The sequence below is a fragment of the Chryseobacterium sp. YIM B08800 genome, from assembly GCF_026163565.1.
In the GTDB taxonomy this organism is placed as follows: Bacteria; Bacteroidota; Bacteroidia; order Flavobacteriales; family Weeksellaceae; genus Chryseobacterium.
On record NZ_JAPDKN010000042.1, the window covers coordinates 1 to 21,965 of the forward strand.

Annotated in this window: 14 protein-coding genes; 1 reads left to right on the forward strand and 13 read right to left on the reverse strand. The window is 35.1% G+C overall.

All coding sequences use genetic code 11. The features are described 5' to 3' along the window. Positions 1 to 193 precede the first annotated feature (193 nt). Positions 194 to 3,196, reverse strand: coding sequence for a LamG-like jellyroll fold domain-containing protein (locus tag OEW74_RS15455; RefSeq protein ID WP_265429325.1), 3,003 nt, complete (start codon positions 3,194 to 3,196; stop codon positions 194 to 196). Between the two features lie 283 nt (positions 3,197 to 3,479). Between OEW74_RS15455 and OEW74_RS15460 the strand changes: the two genes are divergently transcribed. Then, a complete protein-coding gene (locus tag OEW74_RS15460; RefSeq protein WP_265429326.1) occupies positions 3,480 to 3,650 on the forward strand; it encodes a hypothetical protein in 171 nt (56 codons plus the stop codon). Between the two features lie 70 nt (positions 3,651 to 3,720). On the opposite strand, the gene gcvP is transcribed toward OEW74_RS15460, so the two are convergent. The 12 genes from gcvP to OEW74_RS15520 form a co-directional block, all read right to left on the reverse strand. After that, positions 3,721 to 6,579, reverse strand: a complete 2,859-nt coding sequence (gene gcvP, locus OEW74_RS15465) for an aminomethyl-transferring glycine dehydrogenase (protein ID WP_265429327.1) — start codon at positions 6,577 to 6,579, stop codon at positions 3,721 to 3,723. A 390-nt stretch (positions 6,580 to 6,969) separates the two neighbouring features. After that, positions 6,970 to 7,620 carry a DnaJ domain-containing protein gene (locus tag OEW74_RS15470; RefSeq protein WP_265429328.1) on the reverse strand — a complete coding sequence of 217 codons (651 nt, stop codon included), beginning with the start codon at positions 7,618 to 7,620 and terminating at the stop codon, positions 6,970 to 6,972. A 460-nt stretch (positions 7,621 to 8,080) separates the two neighbouring features. Beyond that, the gene (locus OEW74_RS15475) at positions 8,081 to 8,335 is read right to left on the reverse strand and encodes a hypothetical protein (RefSeq protein ID WP_074229305.1); all 255 of its coding nucleotides are present in this window, start codon (positions 8,333 to 8,335) and stop codon (positions 8,081 to 8,083) included. 237 nt (positions 8,336 to 8,572) lie between these two features. Continuing rightward, complete coding sequence (locus OEW74_RS15480) at positions 8,573 to 8,911, reverse strand: hypothetical protein (RefSeq protein WP_265429329.1); 339 nt, start codon at positions 8,909 to 8,911, stop codon at positions 8,573 to 8,575. 11 nt (positions 8,912 to 8,922) lie between these two features. Further along, complete coding sequence (locus tag OEW74_RS15485) at positions 8,923 to 9,477, reverse strand: RNA polymerase sigma factor (RefSeq protein ID WP_157444289.1); 555 nt, start codon at positions 9,475 to 9,477, stop codon at positions 8,923 to 8,925. 271 nt (positions 9,478 to 9,748) lie between these two features. Further along, entirely contained in the window at positions 9,749 to 11,752 is a 2,004-nt protein-coding gene (locus tag OEW74_RS15490) for a S9 family peptidase (protein ID WP_265429330.1), read from the reverse strand. Positions 11,753 to 12,085: 333 nt separating this feature from the next. Continuing rightward, a complete protein-coding gene (locus OEW74_RS15495; protein ID WP_265429331.1) occupies positions 12,086 to 12,496 on the reverse strand; it encodes a hypothetical protein in 411 nt (136 codons plus the stop codon). 112 nt (positions 12,497 to 12,608) lie between these two features. Beyond that, positions 12,609 to 14,939, reverse strand: a complete 2,331-nt coding sequence (gene bglX / locus OEW74_RS15500; RefSeq protein ID WP_265429332.1) for a beta-glucosidase BglX — start codon at positions 14,937 to 14,939, stop codon at positions 12,609 to 12,611. A 152-nt stretch (positions 14,940 to 15,091) separates the two neighbouring features. Beyond that, positions 15,092 to 15,799 (reverse strand): prolyl oligopeptidase family serine peptidase, encoded by a 708-nt coding sequence (locus OEW74_RS15505; protein WP_265429333.1) that lies wholly within the window; start codon positions 15,797 to 15,799, stop codon positions 15,092 to 15,094. A 243-nt stretch (positions 15,800 to 16,042) separates the two neighbouring features. Beyond that, positions 16,043 to 17,431, reverse strand: a complete 1,389-nt coding sequence (locus tag OEW74_RS15510) for a glucoamylase family protein (RefSeq protein WP_265429334.1) — start codon at positions 17,429 to 17,431, stop codon at positions 16,043 to 16,045. 72 nt (positions 17,432 to 17,503) lie between these two features. Beyond that, entirely contained in the window at positions 17,504 to 18,937 is a 1,434-nt protein-coding gene (locus tag OEW74_RS15515; protein WP_265429335.1) for a RagB/SusD family nutrient uptake outer membrane protein, read from the reverse strand. Between the two features lie 11 nt (positions 18,938 to 18,948). Next, positions 18,949 to 21,765, reverse strand: coding sequence for a SusC/RagA family TonB-linked outer membrane protein (locus OEW74_RS15520; protein ID WP_265429336.1), 2,817 nt, complete (start codon positions 21,763 to 21,765; stop codon positions 18,949 to 18,951). Positions 21,766 to 21,965 lie beyond the last annotated feature (200 nt).

Genomic DNA, 21,965 nt, shown 5'->3' on the forward strand with positions numbered 1-21,965 from the left:
TTTTAATATTCTTTGTTTGCCTTTGCGTTAAATTATACATCATTAATAAAAACGGATAAACATAATTGTTAATTAAAATGATCAACTTCTTAATGGCAAAAATGCTTTAAATATTCACAAACAAAAGATCCTTTCAAAAAATTGAAAGGATCTCCTTTTGATACAATATGAATTAAACTAAGTGTGCTCTATTTTACTGAACAATAATTTTAAAATTGCTGTTCAACTCCTCTCCTGAAACGTTCAGTATATAATTTCCTGAAACTTTTTTCCCGGCAATATTTAAATTAAATATTCCGTTTCCATTAGCATTTATTTTTTCTTTAACGATCACTTTTCCTGTCATATCTAAAATGGTAGCAGTTAAACTAGATCTTTTATATTCAGGAAGATTAATGAAGATCTGGTCTTTTATAGGATTCGGATATACCGTTCCTACATTTTTACTGATACTGAATTCCGCATTTCTCAACACCGCCTGACTGTACAAAGCAGATATTTCTGTTGGAGATAATGCATAATTGTACATCTTAAGTTCATCAAATGCACCTTTATAAGGAGCCGGAGCATTAGCGGTTGACAAAAATTCAAGTTCACCAATATTTCCGATGATCAAATCACTTGCTTCCCCAATTCCTGTAACGGCAGTCTCATCACCTTCAGCACTTAAAACACCATTTGTGTAAATTCTCATTTTATGCGCCGTAATATCTCTCTGGATCACAACATGCACCCAGTTATTGGTAAAATAATTGGCAATTGGTGAAGTGATTTCTTTCTTCGTAACATCATCATCAATTGCATATCGCAACTGACCACCTTTTATTTCTACATTAAAACGTTTCCCGGTGGCTCCTGTCGCTGTATTTTTGGTAAACGAACCTTTACACAACACATAAAGACTCGTCGCTGAAGACGATGGAATCATGCTTGTAGGAGCTTTCATCCAGAAAGAAACGGTGAAAGAATTAGCATTAAATAAAATCTGATCCTGATGCGGAATACTCGCTATGTACGGCGTATTGGGTGAAGTTGCCAGATCTAGTGCATAATTTTCTTTTCCGGGAATTCTTACGCTTGCATTATCATAAGCCACGTTTAATGTTCCATGATTCGCATAAGAAGTTAGATCTGCAATCTGCTCACCCGATAAAGGTGCTTCTGAAAATGGCCAGTTTCCAACCAAGCTCGGCGTCAATGCCCGGAAACTCCAAACATCGCCTGTTACAGAACCCAATGCATTAGACGAATCAATTCTCCAATAATAATTTGTTGCTGTATTTAAATTACTTAACTGATATGATGGCGCAGCAGAATAAGGAACTGTGGCTACATTATTTAAATTTTGTGGATTTGTTCCAAAATAAACAGTGTAAGTAGTGGTGTTGGTACTTCCTGTCCATTTTAAAAGTAAATTCCCATTGTTTAATTGGACATCATTAAAACCATTAGCAGGATTCGGAGCAGTGGCTTTTGTTGGAGCTGACGGAACAGGTGGTGTAGTTACAGAAGCATTTGAAGTATACACAGAAGATTCTGTAGCATTCACTGCTTTCACCCTGTAATAATATTGAGTGTTTGGCGTTAAACCCGCTTCATTATAGGTCGTTGTATTCGCAGGTAATGTTGCAATGACTGTAAATGCAGTTCCGTTTGTAGAACGTTCTAATACATAATTCGTTTCATTGGTTGCGTTATCGTTCCAGTTAACCGTTAATGAACTTGCAGCCGGAGTTCCCGTAGTTACTGGATTAGTAAAATTTAAATTGGATGGCGGAATAATAAAATCCGGAGCAGCGGTGTTGTGTAAACCGTTAATATAAACCTCAATATTCAGATACGGAGCATGTGTTGTGCTTACTGCCAAAGCATCGAAAACATTTGGATTCAGTCCGTTTGCAGTTTCCCAAGCATCGGGCATTCCGTCATTATCGGTATCTAAAGGAGCCGGAGCGCCATAAACGTGTCCCGCTCCACCATTGGTAAACCCAAATTGAGTAGTTAAATCGCTTTGCACATAAACATAAGTTGCGGTTGTTCCTTTCGACATCAAATCTGAAATCATCAACTGATCTACCTGATCACGTCTCGGATAAGACGCCCCTACTTTTGAAACAATATTATCAAAAGCTCCTTGTGCAGTCAAGGTCGGGTTTTTCATCGGATAATCATACGAAGTTGCCTGAATGGCGTTGATATCTCCGACAGGATATCCAGTTAAATTCTGAGGAACCAAAGTCCCGTCCAGAACTCCATTTTTATTATTATCAAAATAATTTCCGGAACCATATAGATTGAAGTTGGCATTTCCTACGCTGAAAGGTGTAGAAACCGTATTACTTGTATTAGGACCACCAATAAAATAATTGTTGATGATGTTTGCGTAAGAAGCTCCCGCAGAATCTCCACCCATAATATAGGCTTCTCCTGATTGGGTATGTCCGTAAGTATTTCCATAATTGCCCCAATTATACACTACATTGTTGACAAATTCATTGATGCCTTTTATTTTATTATTTCGGGTTTTATTACAGATATATAAATTCCCGATCAAGCTGATCTTTCCACCTGGAGGAGGCTGCATTAAACCACCTGCTGAATGATTATGACGATGTAATCCCTGTCCAATAATAGAATTCTGGATCGTGATATTATCAGGAGCAGTGCCATTATTGTCCCAGTTTACAGAAAAAACCTCATCGGTACCCCAAGTAAAGGTCATGTGATCTAAAATAATATTAGCTCCATTCGCAATTCCTGATGCATCTTGATTTTGAGAAGTTCCTCCATAACGGACACGAAAATATCGGGCAATCGTATTATTCGACCCTGAAAATGAAACTCTCGGTCCTAAAAATAGAATTCCTTCTCCGGGAGCAGTTTGTCCGGCAATCGTGGTATTACTTGCAACAGCTACAACCGATTGTAGATTAACAATTCCGCCCACTTTAAAGATAACAAAACGACCTGGCTGACTTACAGCATCACGGAATGAGCCTGCTCCGCTATCATTTAGATTGGTCACCAAATAAATTTGAGGATTAGCTGCTCCTCTCGCTCCTGTAGTAAATCTACCAAAACCGGTAGCTTCAGGAAACGCTAATGTTTGAGCATTCAAATCTGCAGTAGAAAATGTGATTCCGCAAAGCAGTAAAGATTTAAGAGCCTGCTTAATGAGTAAAGATTTGTTTTTCATAAATATTAATTTTTTTGGATAAACCAATCTACCCAGAAACAGAAATATGAGCATCCTGCCCCATCCTGTTGATCTATTACAAATCAATTCATTAGCTACATTTCATCAAAGAAATTAATTTATTGATAAAAAAAATTCGTAACTAAATATATTAAATGAAAAATTCATCCATAAACTTTAAACAATTATGCATGGAATAATGAAAGATTGACTACATATTTAAATTATTCGTAATTTTTCATTGTAAACAATGTGTAAAACACATAAAAACAAACAAAAGCCTATGAAGAAAAAACTACTCTTTAATTATCTTTTAATGACGGCATTCTTTCTCTATTCATGTGGAAAAGAATACACTACAAAAAGTGATATTTCCATTAAAACAGTTTCGATTGTTACATTTATTTTTGGTGGAATTGCTATGTTGATTGTCTTTACCTCCAAAAAAAGGTAATTTTTAAATGTGAATTAAAAAAATCCCTCTCATCACTGAAAGGGATTTATTATATCTAAAAAACTTCTAATTACATATAAGCTTCAATTGGCTCACAAGTACAAACTAAGTTTCTGTCTCCGTAAGCTTCATCAACTCTGGAAACTGATGCAAAGAATTTGTGATCTCTTACCCACTCTAGCGGATAAGCAGCTTTCTCTCTGCTGTATGGTTTGTCCCAAGAATCAGAAATCACCAATTGTTCAGTGTGAGGAGCATTTTTCAATACATTGTTTGCCTGGTCAGCTTCTCCGTTGGCAATCTCATCAATTTCTTGTTTAATTGAAATTAACGCTTCAGCAAAACGATCAATTTCAGACTTGCTTTCAGATTCTGTAGGCTCAATCATTAATGTTCCTGCAACTGGGAAAGAAACTGTTGGAGCATGGAAACCATAATCCATCAATCTTTTCGCAACATCAGCAACCTCAATTCCTAAAGATTTGAACTGACGGAAATCTACGATACACTCGTGTGCTACTCTACCTTCAGTATTTGAATATAAAATTGGGAAATGCTCTGCTAAGATCTCTTTTAAATAGTTTGCATTTAAAATTGCGTGCTCAGTTGCTTTTTTCAAACCTGAAGTTCCCAACATTTTGATGTAAGCGTAAGAAATATTCAGAATCAATCCTGAACCGTAAGGTGCAGCAGAAATTCCTGCAATCGCTTCATTAGAACCAACATTAATGTTTGCATTCGTAGGCAAGAAAGGAACTAAGTGTTTAGCCACACAGATTGGACCAACTCCAGGACCTCCACCTCCGTGAGGAATAGCGAAAGTTTTGTGAAGATTTAAGTGACAAACGTCTGCTCCGATGTTTCCTGGACTTGTATATCCAACCTGAGCATTCATATTGGCACCGTCCATATACACTTGTCCACCATGATCATGAACTAATTTTGTAATCTCTTTAATGTTTGCATCAAAGAATCCGTAAGTTGACGGATACGTGATCATCACACAAGAAAGATTTTCAGAATGTTGCTCTGTTTTAGCTTTGAAATCTTCGAAATCAATTTCTCCATTTTCAAGGTTTTTAACAACCACAATCTTCATTCCTGCCATTGCAGCAGACGCCGGATTTGTTCCGTGTGCAGACTGAGGAATCAACACCACATTTCTGTGACCTTCACCTCTTGAGATATGATATTCTCTAATCACCATCAATCCTGCATATTCACCTTGAGCTCCAGAATTTGGCTGAAGAGAAGTCCCTGCAAAACCTGTGATTTCAGAAAGATCTTTTTCTAATTCTTTAATCATTTCCTGATAACCTCCTGCCTGATTTACCGGTACAAAAGGGTGAACACTTCCCCAATCTGCCCACGAAAGTGGCAACATCTGAGTCGCAGCGTTCAGTTTCATTGTACAAGACCCCAAAGAAATCATTGAATGAGTTAATGATAAATCTTTTCTTTCAAGACGCTTGATGTAACGCATCAATTCGGTCTCTGTATGATATTTGTTGAATACTTCTTCCGTAAGAATCTCATCTTTTCTAAGATTTTCTTCAGGAATGCTGTATCCTTCTTTTATTTCTAATTTGAAAGTCTGCTTGTCTTTAAACTGAGCGAAAGAAGCCATCAAAACATTTAGTTTTTCTAATGTAGTACTTTCATTGATGGCAACACTTACAACCCCTTCTGTGAAATAGTTAAGGTTTAAATTATGATCAAGCATCAATCTGTTTAATCTTGCTTTTTCATCTTCAGCCATCAAGATTTTTACCGTATCAAAGATTGGCTCTTCTGCAATTTCATATCCTAAAGCTTTCAATCCTCCTTTTAATGCATTAGCTTTAAAGTGAATCTGATCTGCAATATAGTTTAATCCTTTAGGACCGTGATAAACAGCGTACATTCCAGCCATTACAGCTAAAAGAACCTGAGCTGTACAAATATTTGAAGTCGCTCTTTCTCTTTTAATATGTTGCTCTCTTGTTTGCAAAGCCATTCTCAATGCACGTTTTCCGTACATATCCTGAGAAACCCCGATAATTCTTCCCGGAATATCTCTTTTATAATCTTCTCTACAAGAGAAAAACGCTGCGTGAGGACCACCATAACCTAATGGAATACCAAATCTTTGTGAAGTACCAACCGCACAGTCAGCTCCCATTGAAGCCGGAGATTTTAATTTCACCAAAGCCATAGGGTCACAAGCTACAACAACTTGTAAATCTAATTTTTTGTACTCAACAATGTCTTCTGTATAGTCTAAAACGATTCCGTTTTTACCAGGATATTGAAGTAAAACTCCGTAGTAAGATTCGTCGAACTGGTGAGTTTTGTGATCTCCTTCTACGATTTCGATTGCTAAACCTTCAGCTTTTGTTTTAAGAACAGAAACGGTTTGAGGCAATACTAAATCAGAAATAAAGAACTTGTTTGCTCCAGCTTTTTTCTGATCTTTTGTTCTGTTGTTAAAGAACATGTGCATTGCTTCTGCAGCTGCCGTAGATTCATCCAACAAAGATGCGTTTGCCAAAGCAAAACCTGTCAAATCGCACACAACAGTTTGATAATTAAGCAAAGCTTCTAATCTTCCCTGTGCAATTTCCGCTTGATAAGGCGTATAAGCTGTATACCAACTTGGATTTTCAAAGATGTTTCTCTGAATTGCAGATGGTAACAATGTATTGTGGTATCCAAACCCAATATAGCTTGTATAATCCGTGTTCTTCGATGCCAATTCTTTCGAATGATTCAGCATTTGATACTCTGAAAGTGGCTCAGAAATGTTCAAATCATTTTCTAAACGGATTGATGATGGAATGGTTTGAGAAATTAACTCTTCGATACTTGAAACGCCAACTTTTTCCAACATTGCCTGTTTATCGGCTTCGTTTAAGGAGATGTGACGGCTCACAAACTGTTCTGTATTCATTTTTTATATTAGATTTTGTTTGTAAAAAAAGATTCGTAAAATTACGATTTTTTAGCTGATTGCACAACCCATGTTAAGCTGATATTAATTCTCTTGACAAGTCATTTTGGTTAAACATTTTAAATCAAAATTTCAATTTAAATCGTTTTAAAAGTTGCGCAAACTCTTTGCTAATCAGCAAATACATATTTATTAAAATATATTAATTATATTTATTCTAAATTAATATATTTGCAACATGAATATCATCACTCCTTTTAAAGTTCCGCCATTGAGTCCTGCGTTTTCTTTCAAGAATGAAGAAATGTTCTGTGGTGACAAAAAATCTTGCTGTAAAAAGTTCAAGAAAGGAAAAAGGTGCAAAAAATGCCCTGGAAGAAAAAAACTGGCTTAGTTAGTTAGACTACTAATTAAAAAGTAAATTGCTAAAGCTAAAATCAACAACCCAAAGATTAATCTGAAAATTTTTGGCTGTCCTTTCCGATTTGTGGCTGTTCTTGGCTGTGATTTGAAAAGCTCTTCTGCCCTGTCTCTGAACTTCTCACCATCAGATTCAAAAACTTCGGTTATAGTGATTCCCTGAACAACGGTTTTGTGCAAAAGCGAATTGGTTGCATGCAACAGCAACTGAAATTTTCCGTTTTTAAATTCTGTGATTTTAAAAATTCTTTCTCCATAAGCTTTCTTTAATCCAAAGGGTAAAACTTTTACCACATCAGCATTTTGTGTTTGCCAGGTGATGATAATCTCCTCCCCTTTTTTTGCATGAATTTTATTAGCCGTAAAAGTTTTAATAGAAGGCGGAACAGTATATCTAAAGCTTTTTTGCTGACTTTCTAAATTCTGATCATACGTAATTCTTCTTCCTTTATCACTCAAAGTCTCATACGCTTCCTGAATTTCTTTGAAACGGTCTGCAAAGAAATCATCGTCTTGATTTTTGTCGGGATGGTATTTTAATGAAAGTTTTCTGTAGGATTTTTTGATGTCTTCATCCGAAGCATCGTGAGGAATACCGAGAAAATAGTAGTAGTCTTTCATGAAAGTGAATACAAAAATAAGGATTTTGTCGGTTTGGGCAAAAATAAAAAAGCCACGAATTCACGAATTTTGTTATTGCGAGCAAAGCGAAGTAGTCTCTTTTTTTAACACTAAAATCGCTAAGGTTTTATTTAAATTATTGAAAATATTTTTCGTCCGCAAGGGCGTTTCACTCAGCCAAGAGAATATTTAATTTTTTGAATTTTATTCTCCGTCGAGTTCGTCATTCCCCACGAATCTAAGCTATTTTTAGATTCGTTGCCGAGATTCTTGCAGAATGACAAACATTGTATTGTTAGAATAAATCATCCGTGAAAATTCGTGAAATCTGCGGGAGATTTTTCAAAATAATATTTCGTGCATTCGTGGCAAAAACTCATTCGCTGCAAAAAAAATTCAGGCTCGGGAAGCAAAGCTTCCCGAGCCTGAATAAGACAATTCTAATTTAGTTATTTCAAACTTATGCTTCGCAAGTGTTATCTTTTCTGCAACATTTTGCAAATTCTTTTTTGAACTTTCCTTTCAGTTCCTGATATTGTTCCTCATCCATTTCTCTGATCTTATCCGCCAATCCGAATGGAGATTTTTCTTTGATTCCGTATTCATTAAAAATACCTCTTACAAATCTTTTTCTTTCGATCACTTTTTTGGCAATTACGGCAACTCCTGCAACAGCAACAGCTCCTAAAATACCTTTTAATACTGAATTTTTCATTTTTTTTAATTTTAAATTTTACTACTTCTTGTTTTTAAAAATGTCTTACTAAAATCAAAAATTTTAACGCAAAGTTCGCTAAGGTTTCTTTTAAATTCTTTGCGTATATTTTTCGTTCGCAAAGGCGTTTCACTCAGCTAAGAACAGAAGGTTTTAATTACTTATAAGACATATTTTGTTTTTTATAGAGACAAATTCGTTCTTATTTTTACTTTACTACTTCTAAAAATTTTTAAACTATTCGTTATTTCTGTTGAAGAATCCGGTTGAGCATTTCTGTCTCCAGATCTCTTTGAATTTTTCTTTTTCTTCATCAGACATTCCTGCCATTTTATGTCTCAGGTGTTTTTCTTTCATATCTCTCATTCCTTGTCCGAATTTCCCATGAAAACCTCCGAAAAGAATTTTACTTAAAATCAAAATTCCCATTGCCTGCCAATAATTAATGGTTTTTACGCCAATAATTTCGGGAAGAATGCAATTCCACAATGACATTACGATCCATGCAACGACAAGGAATATCAAGGGTGGACATAAAATTAAAAGAGCCCAACTTTTCTTATATTTATTATTCATTTTATTTATTTCTAATTATTTAAATCTTCATACAATTGTTTCAATCTGTTTCTCAAATGCTTTACCGCATAATTTTTTCTACTGATGATGGTTTTAATATTTTCACCCTGTTCATCGGCGATTTGCTGTAAAGTTTTATCGTTGAGTTCGTTTTCCATGTAGACCAACTTTTGTTTTTCGGGAAGTTCTTCCAAAGCTGCAAACAGTTTTTTCCAAATTTCGTCCTGAAACATTTTTACTTCCGGTCCTGCACTGTCATCTAGAAGCAGAATGTCTTTTATAGAAAACGTTCCGTCTTCATCTTCGTAGACAAAATCTTCAAGATTTTCGGTTTTCTTTTTACGGTATTTATCGGTGATTTTATTTGCCGTTACCCGGTACAACCATCCGCCAACATTTACAATTTCAGAAAGATTGGTCAAACTGCTGAACTGGTACCAGACTTCCTGCAGAATATCTTCTGCATCTTCGGTATTTTTCACTTTCGGACGAATGAAAGACATCAGTTTTCCGCCGTAACTCGATACGGTTTGAGAAATAATGTTTTCCTTTTCCTTCTGTGGCATTGGTAATTTTTCGGCAATCTCCATATTGCTATGACGACTGTGTATTTTGTTTTACTTTAATAAATTTAAAATATTTTTTCGGAATTTTAGTTTTTCTTTTGTTTATCGAAGTTTTTTAAACACGAATGACACAAATATTTCTTCGCCAATTTCACAATTTTAGTATTATCCATTTGTGAAACTAGTGCAAAAATTAATGCTTATTTGTGTTTAAATAAAAAACGGAAAGCAAAATACTTCCCGTTCAATTAATTATAAAAACTGTCTTCTTTTATTTATTGAAATTCTCAGCAAAGAAACCTAACATCGATTTATAAAACTCAATTCTGTTGGGTTCTTTTCCAAAACCGTGTCCTTCGTCATATTTTACCATGTAAGGAACTTCAAATCCTTTGCTTCTTAAAGCTTTAACGATTTGGTCAGATTCATTGATGTTAACTCTCGGGTCATTAGCGCCCTGAACCACAAATAACGGCTTTTTGATCTTATCAATCTGGAAAACAGGTGAAACTTCTTTTGCTATTTTAGCTTCTTCAGGATTGTCTAAATCATACCAGATCTGTTTTACCATTTCTTTATACGGCTTCCAATATTCCGGGAAAGAATCGAAGAACGTGAAAATATTGGAAACTCCTACATAATCAACGCCACAAGAGTACAAATCAGGAGTTTTAATCAATCCCATCAATGTAGCGTAACCACCGTGACTTCCGCCATAAATCGCTACTTTATTTTTATCAATCCAACCTTGTTCAATTGCATATTTTACGCCATCTTCTACATCATCCATCGCTTTACGGCCGATTTGTTTGTATCCGGTTGTTTGAAACTCTTTTCCATAGCCTCCTGAAATCCTAAAATTAACCTGTAACGTAGCGTATCCTCTGCTTGCGAACAATTGTGTTTCAGGATTGAAACCCCAATCATCTCTTATTCCTTGCGGACCGCCGTGAGGGTTTACAATCAAAGGAACTTTTTCACCGTTCAAAGCTGCTTTTGGGAGTGTAATATAACCATGAATTGTAAGTCCGTCTCTGCTTTTAAACTGAATTGGTCTCATTTCTGCCATATCTTCTTCTTTTAACTGAGGCATCAAATCAAAAAGAAGTTTGGTTGTTTTGGTTTTTGTATCGTATTCATAATACTTTCCATACAGTTTATCACTGTCAACAACAACCAATAATTTTTCGTTTTTATCGTCTGAAGAAGCAATTCCAAACTGTTTATCGCCAAATTCTGAAGTCAGCTTATCATGAATTTCTTTGTAAAATTTACTTACAGGAATCGTTTCATTTTTAATTCCGTTATAACTGATGTAATCCAGCTCATAATTTCTGCTTTTTCCAGCCTGTGCTATTGAAGAAACATCAAATGTCGGGTTGGAATAAACCTCCTTAATAATCGCGTTTTTCTTTAAATCGTATAAAACGATTCTAGATTTATCACTCCCAAGATTGGTTACCAAATAAACCTCATCTTTATTTTTAGAATTGTCATTAAAGCTGATTACGTTAAAGGTATCTTTCCAATCGGTTGCTTTAACAAGATTAAATTTTCCTGTTTGCAAATCTTTGTAAAATAGTTTGGTCGTTAAACCATTTTCAAGAATTGTGTAGCCTCTCAGATTCCCTTGTCTGTCGAAAAGATAATCGTCAATCGGGCTTTTTACATCTTTATTTTCATACAACTGAGTAATTTCACCAGTATTAAAATTGATTTTATACGGTTCGAAGATCTGTTTATTGTTCTTGTTCATGCTCACAATAACAAACTCTGTATCTTTAATCAATCTTACCGAATTTAACGTGATCCCTTCAAAAGGAGTCAAATCTTTTAAGTTTTTTCCGTCAATATCGGCGGCGTACAAATGGATATTTTCGTTTCCACCTTTATCTTGTGTGTAAAACAGACGCTTTTTATCGAGCCAGCCATAACTTCTTATCAAGTCATCTTTTTCAACCAATGCTTTTGTAATTTTACCCGATTTTAAATCTTTTACATAAACATGATTTTTGCTGTCCTTATCTTTTTCTTTGTAGGATAAGTACTGTCCGTCGGGAGAAATTTTAAATTGTGAAGCTTTCGGTCTTGCGAAATAGTCTTCCACTTTGTATTTAAAGTTTCCTTTGTCATAGGAAATAAGCTTTTCTATTGTAGCTTTTGATGAAACCAATGTCGGGTCACCCGGCAATTTGCTATCTTTAGTTTGTGCATTTATCATGAGACTTGTGATTACCACTTGTGTAATACCTAAAATTTTGGAATTTAAATTCATATTTGATGGATTTGGTTAAACTATATATTATAAGACGCTTCAAGTGCACAAAACGTTACATTATTTATCGCTAATTTGTGAAATTAATTGTGTTTTTGTATTTATAGTTTTCTTGTAATCAAACCTAACAGGTTTTCAAAACCTGTTAGGTTAGGTTTATTGGTAAAATATCATTATTAGCCCGGATAGAAACGACATCCTTTTTTGTGAAAACCGGAGCGAAGCGCAGGTTGTAACAAAAAAGATACAGTGGATAGCCGGAAAAAGCTACAAATTTTAAAAATTAGTATAAATATAAAAGCAGGAAGCCAATTTTGACTTCCTGTTTTTATTCTATTGATAGATTACTACATCATCTTTTTTAATTTGATATCCTTTTTTCTTGTACGGAACTAAAACATAGCTTTCTTTGATATGACTTCCGCTTTTCCATATTTTGCCATTTCCTACTCTATCGAGAATAATACTTTTTGCACTTTGATTTGGAATAAAAATCTCGGCTTTTTTCATGTTTTTACTGAAAATGACTGCCGTCATTGAAGTGGAACTTCCTTCTGGGTTTACCTCTTTCAGTTTTATTTTCTGATTAAAAACCTTTACGCAATTATTTCTGAGTTGAGAATAAGTGTAACCAGCAGAAGGTATACAACCGTGAACGTCTCTGTCGCCTCCTACAACAGGAGCTTTCTGGGCAAAAACAAGGGAACCAAGGAACATTGCACTGAATAAAATTGTTTTTTTCATACTTAAATTTTTAAATGTTTTCGATTTGGTAAAAAGTATGCCAAAAATATCGTATCGGCATATTTAGTTCTAAGATACAAAAAAGCCACTCATTTTGAGTGGCTTATAAAAATTATTTTGTCCAGTTGATTTTTGAATGTTTCACCTCTTCAGAGTTTGTACCAATCATGATATCAAATTCTCCGGCTTCCCAGTCGTATTTTAAATCTCCGTTGTAGAATTTCAAATTTTCAGGGGTAATGTCGAAAGTAACCTTTTTAGACTCTCCTTTTTTCAACATTATTTTTTGGAATCCTTTTAATTCTTTTACCGGTCTTGTAATGCTTCCCACCATATCTCTGATGTATAACTGAACAACTTCTGCTCCATCATAGTTTCCAGAATTCGTTACAGTAACTGAAGCCTGAATGGTTTGATTTCCTTTTGGATTTGCGTTAGAAACCGTTACATCAGAATAATTGAATTTAGAATAGCTCAATCCATATCCAAACGGATATAATGGCGTATTACATTCATCCATATAGTTTGAACGGAATCTTTCGTAAACACATTTATCCACTTTATCCTGAGCTAAAGGGCGACCAGTATTTTTAGCATTATAATAAATAGGAACCTGACCAAGACTTCTCGGGAATGTCATCGGCAATTTTCCTGAAGGATTTACCTTACCGAAAAGTACATCAGCAATGGCGTTACCTGCTTCTGAACCCGCAAACCAAGCATTCAAAATAGCATCAGGAGCATCTTTTACATTCGTTAATGCTAAAGGACGACCTGTGAAAAGTACCATTGCGATCGGTTTACCTGTTTTTTTCAATTCGTTCAGTAAATCAACCTGAGATTGAGGAATGGTAATTTCAGTTCTTGAAGAAGATTCTCCGCTCATTTCTGCAGATTCTCCAATTGCCAAGACAATAACGTCAGCTTTGTTGGCAATATCAACAGCTTCTTTTAATAAGGCTTCTTTTGAACGGTTATCTCTGTCGGTTTTTTTACCGTGAGCTGCATAAATATCTTCTAATTTGGCATCGTAATCAATGTTGGCTCCTTTTGCAGAAAGAAATTTCACATCTTTCCCATAATTAGCCTGAAGACCCTGCATTAAATTAACAGAAATTGCATGTTTTGTAGCGACACTCCAAGTTCCCGCCATGTTCAGAGAGTTGTTTACCAATGGACCAATTACTGCAACAGTTCCTGATTTTTTCAAAGGTAAAATCTGGTTTTCATTTTTCATCAAAACCATTGATTGCGCTGCCGCACTTCTTGCGATATTACGGTTTTCTAAATTATAAACTTCTTTAGCCGCTAATTTTGCATCACCGTGCTTGTAGGGATTATCGAATAAACCTAAATCGTATTTAGCTTCAAGAATTCTTCTTGCCGCCATATCGATTTCGGCTTGCGTTACTTTTCCTTCAGCTAAAGATTTTTTTAAAGTAGTTAAAAATCCTTCACCAACCATATCCATATCAACTCCGGCTTTTAAAGCTAAAGCAGAAACCTGCTGAAGATCTCCCATTCCGTGTTCTACCATTTCGTTGATCCCGGTATAATCGGTCACCACAAAACCTTTGAATTTCCACTGGTTTCTTAAAACCTCAGTTTGTAGCCATCTGCTTCCTGTCGCAGGAACTCCGTCGACTTCATTAAAAGAAGCCATTACAGAAGCTACTCCTGCATCAACAGCTGCTTTATAAGGTGGAAAATATTCGTTGAACATTCTTACGTGGCTCATGTCTACGGTGTTGTAATCTCTACCCGCTTCACCTGCTCCATACAATGCAAAATGTTTTACACAAGCCAAAATATTGCTTCCGTTTGCCAAGTCTTTTCCTTGATAACCGTAGACCATGTTTTTAGCAATTTCGCTCCCTAAATACGGATCTTCACCAGAACCTTCGGAAACTCTTCCCCATCTTGGTTCGCGAGAAATATCTACCATTGGCGAGAACGTCCAGTTGATTCCATCTGAAGCTGCTTCTCTTGCTGCAACTCTTGCTGACTGTTGTACCAAATTCATATCCCAAGAAGCTGCTAAACCTAATGGAATAGGGAAAGTAGTTTCGTACCCGTGAATGACATCCATCCCAAAAATCATTGGAATTTTAAGGCGACTTTTTTCAACAGCTACTTTCTGAACTGCCTTAATTTTATCGGCTCCTTTGATGTTGAATAATCCACCAACTAAACCTTGCTCTACTTTTTTTCCGATGTCTGAGCTTTGAGCCTGACCTGTTGTAAAGTCTCCTGAAGTTGGTAAATTTAACTGACCAATCTTCTCATCTAATGTCATCTTAGCTAAAAGAGCATCAACAAAAGCCTTTTTCTTTGATTGATATTGTACGGTCTGATAAGACTGAACCGGCTTTGTAACCATTTCCTGTGCAGAAAACACAGGAGCCAATGCTAAAGTCGCAATTATAATTAATTTTTTACTCATTACTTCTTCATTTTTTTAAGGAATTCGTGAATCTTCGATTTCATATATCTTACTTCTTAAATTATATTTCTTTTTGTTTTATCAATGATTCTATTTAAAGCAAAGAAAAACTAAATAGTTAATTTTTCAAAATTTTTTGTTATTTAATTCAATTATTTTTCTTTTCTCTTAGACAACATCCATTCGTATAACGCTGGATTTGAATAAGTAGAATCCCAAGAATTGTGGTTATCATTCGGGAAGATTGTCAATTCTGCAGACGGATTAATCGGATGAAGTTTTTGGTAAAAATTGAATGCATTTTCCGGCAACACGACATCATCCATTCCGCCATGAAAGATCTTCATATTTAAATTTTTGTACTGATGAATATTCGCATACATCACACGGTCTGTAGGTGCACAAACAGAAACCACAGAAGCAAACATTTCGGGATGTTCCATTGCCAGTTTCAGCGTTCCCCAACCACCCATAGAAAGCCCTGTAAGGTAAATTCTGGAAGCGTCAATTTTATATTTGGTCTGAATTTCTTTAATTAAATTATAAACGCTTACCGTGTCCCACCAAGTATTTTCAGGACATTGAGGAGCCAAAATTGCCACAGGTTCTTTAATAAGATCTTTGTATGTAAAAGGACTGTGCGCTTTTACCAATTCCAGATTATTACCTCTTTCTCCTGAACCATGAAGAAAGACAATTAAAGGAATATTACCTTTTGCTTTTTGGGGATAATCTAAAATATATGAGATTTTTTCCACTCTTTTAACTTCTTTATTCAGTTCTGCTTTGATTTCCTGAGCATTTAAGCTTAAAGAAAATGGCAAAAGTAAAAGTGGTAAGTGTTTTAGTTTTAAATTCATATTTCTTTAGGTTTTGGCTAAAGCCGTTTGATTTTGTTTTTGGTTAAAACGGGCTAAAGCCTGTTTCTATTGATTATTTTGTGAGTCTTGTCAAGGTTTAAAAACCTTGACAAGGCTTGGTTGTATTACTAGCCCCGATTGGAGCATTTGTTTGAGCTCATTTTGTGTATTTCGGCGGCGGCTTTGCCGCCGCCGAAATACACAAAATAGCGAGTGCGGAAAGCGGGATTAAGCTCCTAAAAACTATTTAATATTGTATTTTTCAGATTTAAAGCTTAGTTTTTTCAATCCTTTCTGAATTTCAGGAGCATTCATGAATAGTTTCCATAAAAATCCTGTTCTGTAATTTTCGATCATAGGAGAAATTGTTCCCTGATCAATTGCTAAATATCGTGGCGTCGTCCAATTATCATAATTGATTGACGTTGCGTCGTAAGGTCCTGCAGAACCGATGAATTCTGGTTTTTGAGTATAAATGAATCTCAAAAAGTCCATAGATTCTTTTGGTGAATATGGAAAACTGCTCAAAGCAGCTGTTGGAGTGATTACTCCATGATCGTTTTGCGGGAAGTGGGCATCGTAACCAACGCTTCCGTCTTTGTTTCTTGAATAACCTGCTGTTAATCCCCAATAATTTGGTCCGTAGCCTTTCCATTGTTTTGGGTTTTCGACACAGTATTTGTAATCAATAAGAACTTGATTTTTATTTAAATCGAAGTAATTTTTGATTAATTTATCTGACAAATTGGTAGGATCCAGACCGATGTAGGAATATTGAGTCCAAAATAATGGTCCGCCATATTCTTCGGCTCCATTATGTTTTACATACATCGGAAGTCCGTATTTTTCTTTGTCTGAAAGATAGGTTCCGTTTCTTGTCCAGCCTTTGTAATAGGTTTCAGCATCGATAGAATAAGTTGGTGATGAGGCTGCTAAAATATAAGTAATCAGACATTCATTATATCCTTCCAAAGGAAAATTCATTTCCCATTGATATTCTGGTGACCAATGCCAATACAGGACTTTTTCGCCGCCTTTAGTGTACCAGTTCCACTGAATACCTTTCCAAAGTTCGTCACATTTTTTGGCAAGAGCTTTTTCTTCGGCGTTTCCGTTTTTGAAGTATTCTCTCACCTGAATAATTCCTGTGGTAAGAAAAGCAGTTTCTACTAAATCTCCACCATTATCTTTTTTTCCGAAAGGAACAGTTTTGCCTGTTTCTCCGTTGATCCAGTGTGACCAAGCTCCTTTATGACGATCTGCTTTTGCAAGAAAATTCATTGCGATTGTCAATCTTTTCACCGCATCTTTTCTAGAAATAAACCCTCTCTCAACACCCACTAAAATAGTTGCTAAACCAAATCCAGATCCGCCTGTTGTAACTACATGTTTGTCGTTATCAGGATAGATATTGTCTTCATGATATCTTTCTCTACCCAACATAGAATTGGGTTCTGCATAATCCCAAAAATATTTTAAAGCATCTTTCTGAACTTTATCCATCAATTGCTCATCGGTAATGTTTGATTTTACAATTGATTTTTGAGTAGAATCTTGTTTTGAAACTTGAGAATTTTTGCATGAGACCATAAGTAATGATGTCGCTGCGATTGAGAGTATTATCCTTTTCATTATATCATTTTTTTAAACTTAAATACTAAAAGAAGAGGAGAACTTTCATTCTCCTCTACATATATTTGATTATTAATAACCAGGGTTTTGAACGAAGAGTCCATTACTTTGATTAATCGCATCCATAGGAATTGGGAAAAGTTCATTTTTCCCTGCTATAAATCCTTTAGATCCTAAAAATGTAGCAGCTTGTCCTGTTCTTACAAGATCCGGGAATCTATCCATTTCCATAGCTAATTCTACTCTTCTTTCTTGCCAAATGGCAGTTCTAAGAGCAGCTTGTGTAGAAGCTGTAGTATTTCCAAGATTTGCTCTAAATCTTACTTTATTAATATTTAAAATAGCAGCAGCGGTATTTCCTAATTCATTAGCAGCTTCTGCATTGATTAAAAGAATATCTGCAAATCTTAAGATTCTAAGATTCTGAATAGAACCGTAACCACAGGCATTATTATTCAGAGCTTTAGGTACATAAACTTTTTGGTTCCACATATCTCCCGCATTAGGGTCACCTTTCTTAATTAAGTCGCCTTCAATTGTAGTTTCACCTTCTCTTAAAATAGATAACTCTTTTCTAATATCACCTGGTTCAAATGCATTTTCTAAAGCTGTTGTTGGGGTGAAGAATCCCCATCCAAATTGGTTTCTAACTCCTTGAACTTCTGCATACTGACTACCTACTTCTTTACCTAAAGAAGGATCACAGCCACAATTTACTTCAAATACTGACTCTGTTCCAAATTCACCAGCAGGTCTAAATAAGTGGTTAAAATCTGGATCTAAAGAATATCCCATTGCAATAACCTGATTGGATGTATCATAAGCTTTTTGATAATCTTTCATATAAAGGTAAACCTTAGAAAGTAACCCTAATGCACCACCTCTTGTTACCCTTCCAAGATCTGAAGCCGGATAAGTTTGAGGTAACACTGCAGCAGCTTCTGTTAAATCTTTAACGATAAAGGCATAAACTTCGGCAACAGAATTTCTTGGTTTAGTGTAAATTCCATCAGCTGGAAGACCATCAAAAATAGGAACACCACCGTAGATTCTTACTAAATTGAAATAAAAGTAAGCTCTCAACATTTTAGTTTCCGCTATCAATCTATTTTTTAATGTAGCATCCATTTCTATTTTAGGCACGTTGGTAATCACCTGATTGGCTCTGTTTACAGCTTGCCACTGCCCAATCCAATACCCTCTTACTCCATCATCACTACTTGTAAAAGTAAAGTTGTCATATGCATTAATAAATGACGCATCTCCAGGATTGGATCCTTTCTCTACATCATCACCTGTTACTCCGAAAACATATTGTGCAGGAAAACCTGTATTCTCCCAGCTTCTTAAAAAACTGTAAACAGCATTAGTTGCGCGCATTGCGTCATCCTGTGTCGTGAAGAAATTTTCTATATCAATTTCACCCTCATCTTTAATATCTACAAAATCATCATTACAACTAACAATTAGTGAAAAAAGAGACAGTGTTAAAAATATTTTTTTCATGATTTTTTTAATTAAAATGTTAAGTTCATACCCATTGTATAAATTGCTGAAATTGGATAAATATTATTATCAATTCCCATTTGTACTCTATCCGTATTGTTAATCTCAGGAGAGAAACCGTTATATTTGAAACTTGTCCAAGGGTTTTGTGCACTTACGTACAATCTTAGTTTCGTTACAGATAAAGCATTTGCTAAAGATTTAGGCAGATTATAGCCAACCTGTATGTTTCTGATTCTAATATAGCTACCATCTTCTACATAAAAGCTGTTTGGTGCGATAATTAATTGGTTAGACGTAATCATAGAGTTAGTGTTGGAAGTACCTGCACCTTGCCATCTGTTTTCATACATATCTAAATCCCAAGTTTCGTTTCCGAAACGGCGTTCGCGGTTGTAATTGTAAATCTTATTACCAAATACACCTTGGAAATCGACTGCAATATCGACAGCATAGATATTAAAATTAACTCCAAAACCATAAGTTCCTTTAGGAATTGGACTTCCTAAGAATGTTTTATCTCTTGAGTCAATAACTCCGTTACCATCTTGGTCTGTAAATTTAAACCATCCAGCTTTTGCTCCTGCCTGTCCTGATGCTGCTGCTTCTGCATCTGTTTGGAAGACACCTGCAACATCATATCCATAATATGCACCTACAGGCTGACCAGCTTGTAATCTTACAATAGAGTTTCCAAATAAACTTGCACCTGTTTCTAAATATGATCCTCCGTAAACTGATGTAATCTCATTTTTAAGAGAAGTAAAATTACCATAAACTCCAAAGCTTATATTCTCATTCAACCTAGCATTATAATTGGCAGAAATCTCAAAACCTCTGTTATTAAAAGAATAAGCATTAGTTCTAAATGCATTCCAGTTAGCTGCCCCAGATACTGTTCCTTGGAAAACAGTGTATACAACATTTTTAGAATCTTTGTCAAAATAAGCAGCATCAATTTTTAATTTATTATTAAAAAGCGCCATCTCTAAACCAACATCTTTTCCTACAGTAGTTTCCCAACCAATATTTGTATCAACAAATTGGTCAATAGTAGCTGCAGGATATCCAGTATTTCCAAAATATGCTCCTCCTCCAATAATTGAGATATTTTGATTAAATTCTCTTTTTACATTAGGGTTACCTAGCTCACCATAACTTGCTCTTAATTTTAAAAGATTAAAAACATTTTGCTCGCTCATAAAATCTTCTTTAGATATTACCCAACCAGCACTTACAGCAGGAAAAACCCTCGCTCTATCAACATTAATCTGTGAGCTTGCATCTCTACGAATGGAAGCATTCACCAAATACTTTCCTTTATAATCATAATTTAATCTTCCAAAAAATGATTCGATTCTTTGCTGATCTTGATCTACTGCTAAATCATCTCTATCTATACCACTTACATATAATTGGCCAGTTCCATTTGCAACATTTAAAGAACCGTTAGTTCCATCATAATTAACTCCTCTTGAAGTCCAATAATCTTGAGATACTGTAGTTCTTGTTCTTGAAAAACCAGCTAACACATCAAAGTTATGATTACCAAAGTTCTTTTTCCAGTTGATTGTATTATCCCAAACATAATTTCTGTTTCTGTAGTTTCTAGTCACCAATGTTGATGGTGCCTGGCTTGATACAGGAACATAAGTAAGAGTTGGAGTATATTCATACTGACTTGGACTATAATTATCTGTAGAATAGCTAATTCTGAAATTAAAATCTTTCAAAAACTTCAATTCCCCATATATATTATTTAGCAATCTTTCCTGTCTTACTTGTGAGCGATACATATCTAGCTTTGCTCTAGGATTCGGTATAGAATACCCATTGAAAAACTGATAATCACCGGTAGTAGGATTCATAACAGAAAATATCGGTGGGGTATTGTATGCATCCAACAAAGGGTTTTGCGCTACATCAGTACGCATTTTAGAGAAACTAAAATTGTTTCCGATTGTAATATTATCTGTTATTTTATAACTTAGATTTAATTTAGTATTAAATCTATTAAAACCACTTCCAGAATTAATACCTCTACCTGCAGCCAAATTGCCTTCATCTTGAAGATAACCTACACTACCGTAATAATTAAGCTTTCCTAAACTTCCGGTTGCTGAAAAATCATTAGCATTAATGATGCTTGTACGGAAAATCTCATTAAACCAGTCTGTATCCGCCGGAAAATCTGCTCTAGAAATAGATCCTGCACTAGAGCCATTGTCATTCATCAGTTTTTCGTTGTATAACTCAATATACTGATCAGTGTTTACCATTTTAGGAATGTTGGTAACCTTTTTAAATCCAATATAAGAATTGACATTATAAACAGATTTTCCTTTTCCGGTTTTAGTTTTAATGATTACAGCACCATTCGCAGCCTGTGCTCCATAAATTGCCAAACTTGATGGATCTTTCAAAACACTCATCGATTCAATATCCTGAGGATTTAGATAAGAAATATCAGTAGTAATCATTCCATCAACAATAAACACCGTATTCCCAGTTAAAGATCCAACCCCTCTAATATCTACTCTTGGAGAGCCTCCCGGAGTACCAATATTGGTAATATTTACCCCTGCAAGTTTCCCCTGAACAGAACTCAATGGGTTTGCATTTGGCTTATCTGCTAAATCTTTAGCGCTAACCAAACCAATACTTCCAGTAACATTTTCTTTTTTTTGTGTACCATATCCTATGAGTACAACCTCCTCTATTTTCTGTTCTTTTGCAACAGTGTCTTTAGGAGCAACCTGCCCATTGACATTCATCCCAAAATAGAGAACGGCAATAAGACAAGAGTACTTTAAATTAGTTTGTTTCATATAGTTTAATTTTATCTTGTATAATCAAATGTGTAAAAATAGATTTTCAGTAATTCTATTTTCTCAAAAGAAGACTTTGGTTCAAAAATATAAAAAATATCAAATGATGTTAAATTTAGTTAAATAATTTATTAAATCCTTGTTAATTTGCGAAATATGTTAAATAAAATCAAATTTTAATAAATTTCACAATTAAAAAT

Coding starts and splice junctions, on each gene's coding strand:
- OEW74_RS15480 (WP_265429329.1), bottom strand. CDS start 8,911: ATGAATAATAAATATAAGAAAAGTTGGGCTCTTTTAATTTTATGTCCA.
- OEW74_RS15505 (WP_265429333.1), bottom strand. CDS start 15,799: ATGAATTTAAAACTAAAACACTTACCACTTTTACTTTTGCCATTTTCT.
- gcvP (WP_265429327.1), bottom strand. CDS start 6,579: ATGAATACAGAACAGTTTGTGAGCCGTCACATCTCCTTAAACGAAGCC.
- OEW74_RS15475 (WP_074229305.1), bottom strand. CDS start 8,335: ATGAAAAATTCAGTATTAAAAGGTATTTTAGGAGCTGTTGCTGTTGCA.
- OEW74_RS15510 (WP_265429334.1), bottom strand. CDS start 17,431: ATGAAAAGGATAATACTCTCAATCGCAGCGACATCATTACTTATGGTC.
- OEW74_RS15455 (WP_265429325.1), bottom strand. CDS start 3,196: ATGAAAAACAAATCTTTACTCATTAAGCAGGCTCTTAAATCTTTACTG.
- bglX (WP_265429332.1), bottom strand. CDS start 14,939: ATGAGTAAAAAATTAATTATAATTGCGACTTTAGCATTGGCTCCTGTG.
- OEW74_RS15515 (WP_265429335.1), bottom strand. CDS start 18,937: ATGAAAAAAATATTTTTAACACTGTCTCTTTTTTCACTAATTGTTAGT.
- OEW74_RS15490 (WP_265429330.1), bottom strand. CDS start 11,752: ATGAATTTAAATTCCAAAATTTTAGGTATTACACAAGTGGTAATCACA.
- OEW74_RS15460 (WP_265429326.1), top strand. CDS start 3,480: ATGAAGAAAAAACTACTCTTTAATTATCTTTTAATGACGGCATTCTTT.
- OEW74_RS15485 (WP_157444289.1), bottom strand. CDS start 9,477: ATGCCACAGAAGGAAAAGGAAAACATTATTTCTCAAACCGTATCGAGT.
- OEW74_RS15520 (WP_265429336.1), bottom strand. CDS start 21,765: ATGAAACAAACTAATTTAAAGTACTCTTGTCTTATTGCCGTTCTCTAT.
- OEW74_RS15470 (WP_265429328.1), bottom strand. CDS start 7,620: ATGAAAGACTACTACTATTTTCTCGGTATTCCTCACGATGCTTCGGAT.
- OEW74_RS15495 (WP_265429331.1), bottom strand. CDS start 12,496: ATGAAAAAAACAATTTTATTCAGTGCAATGTTCCTTGGTTCCCTTGTT.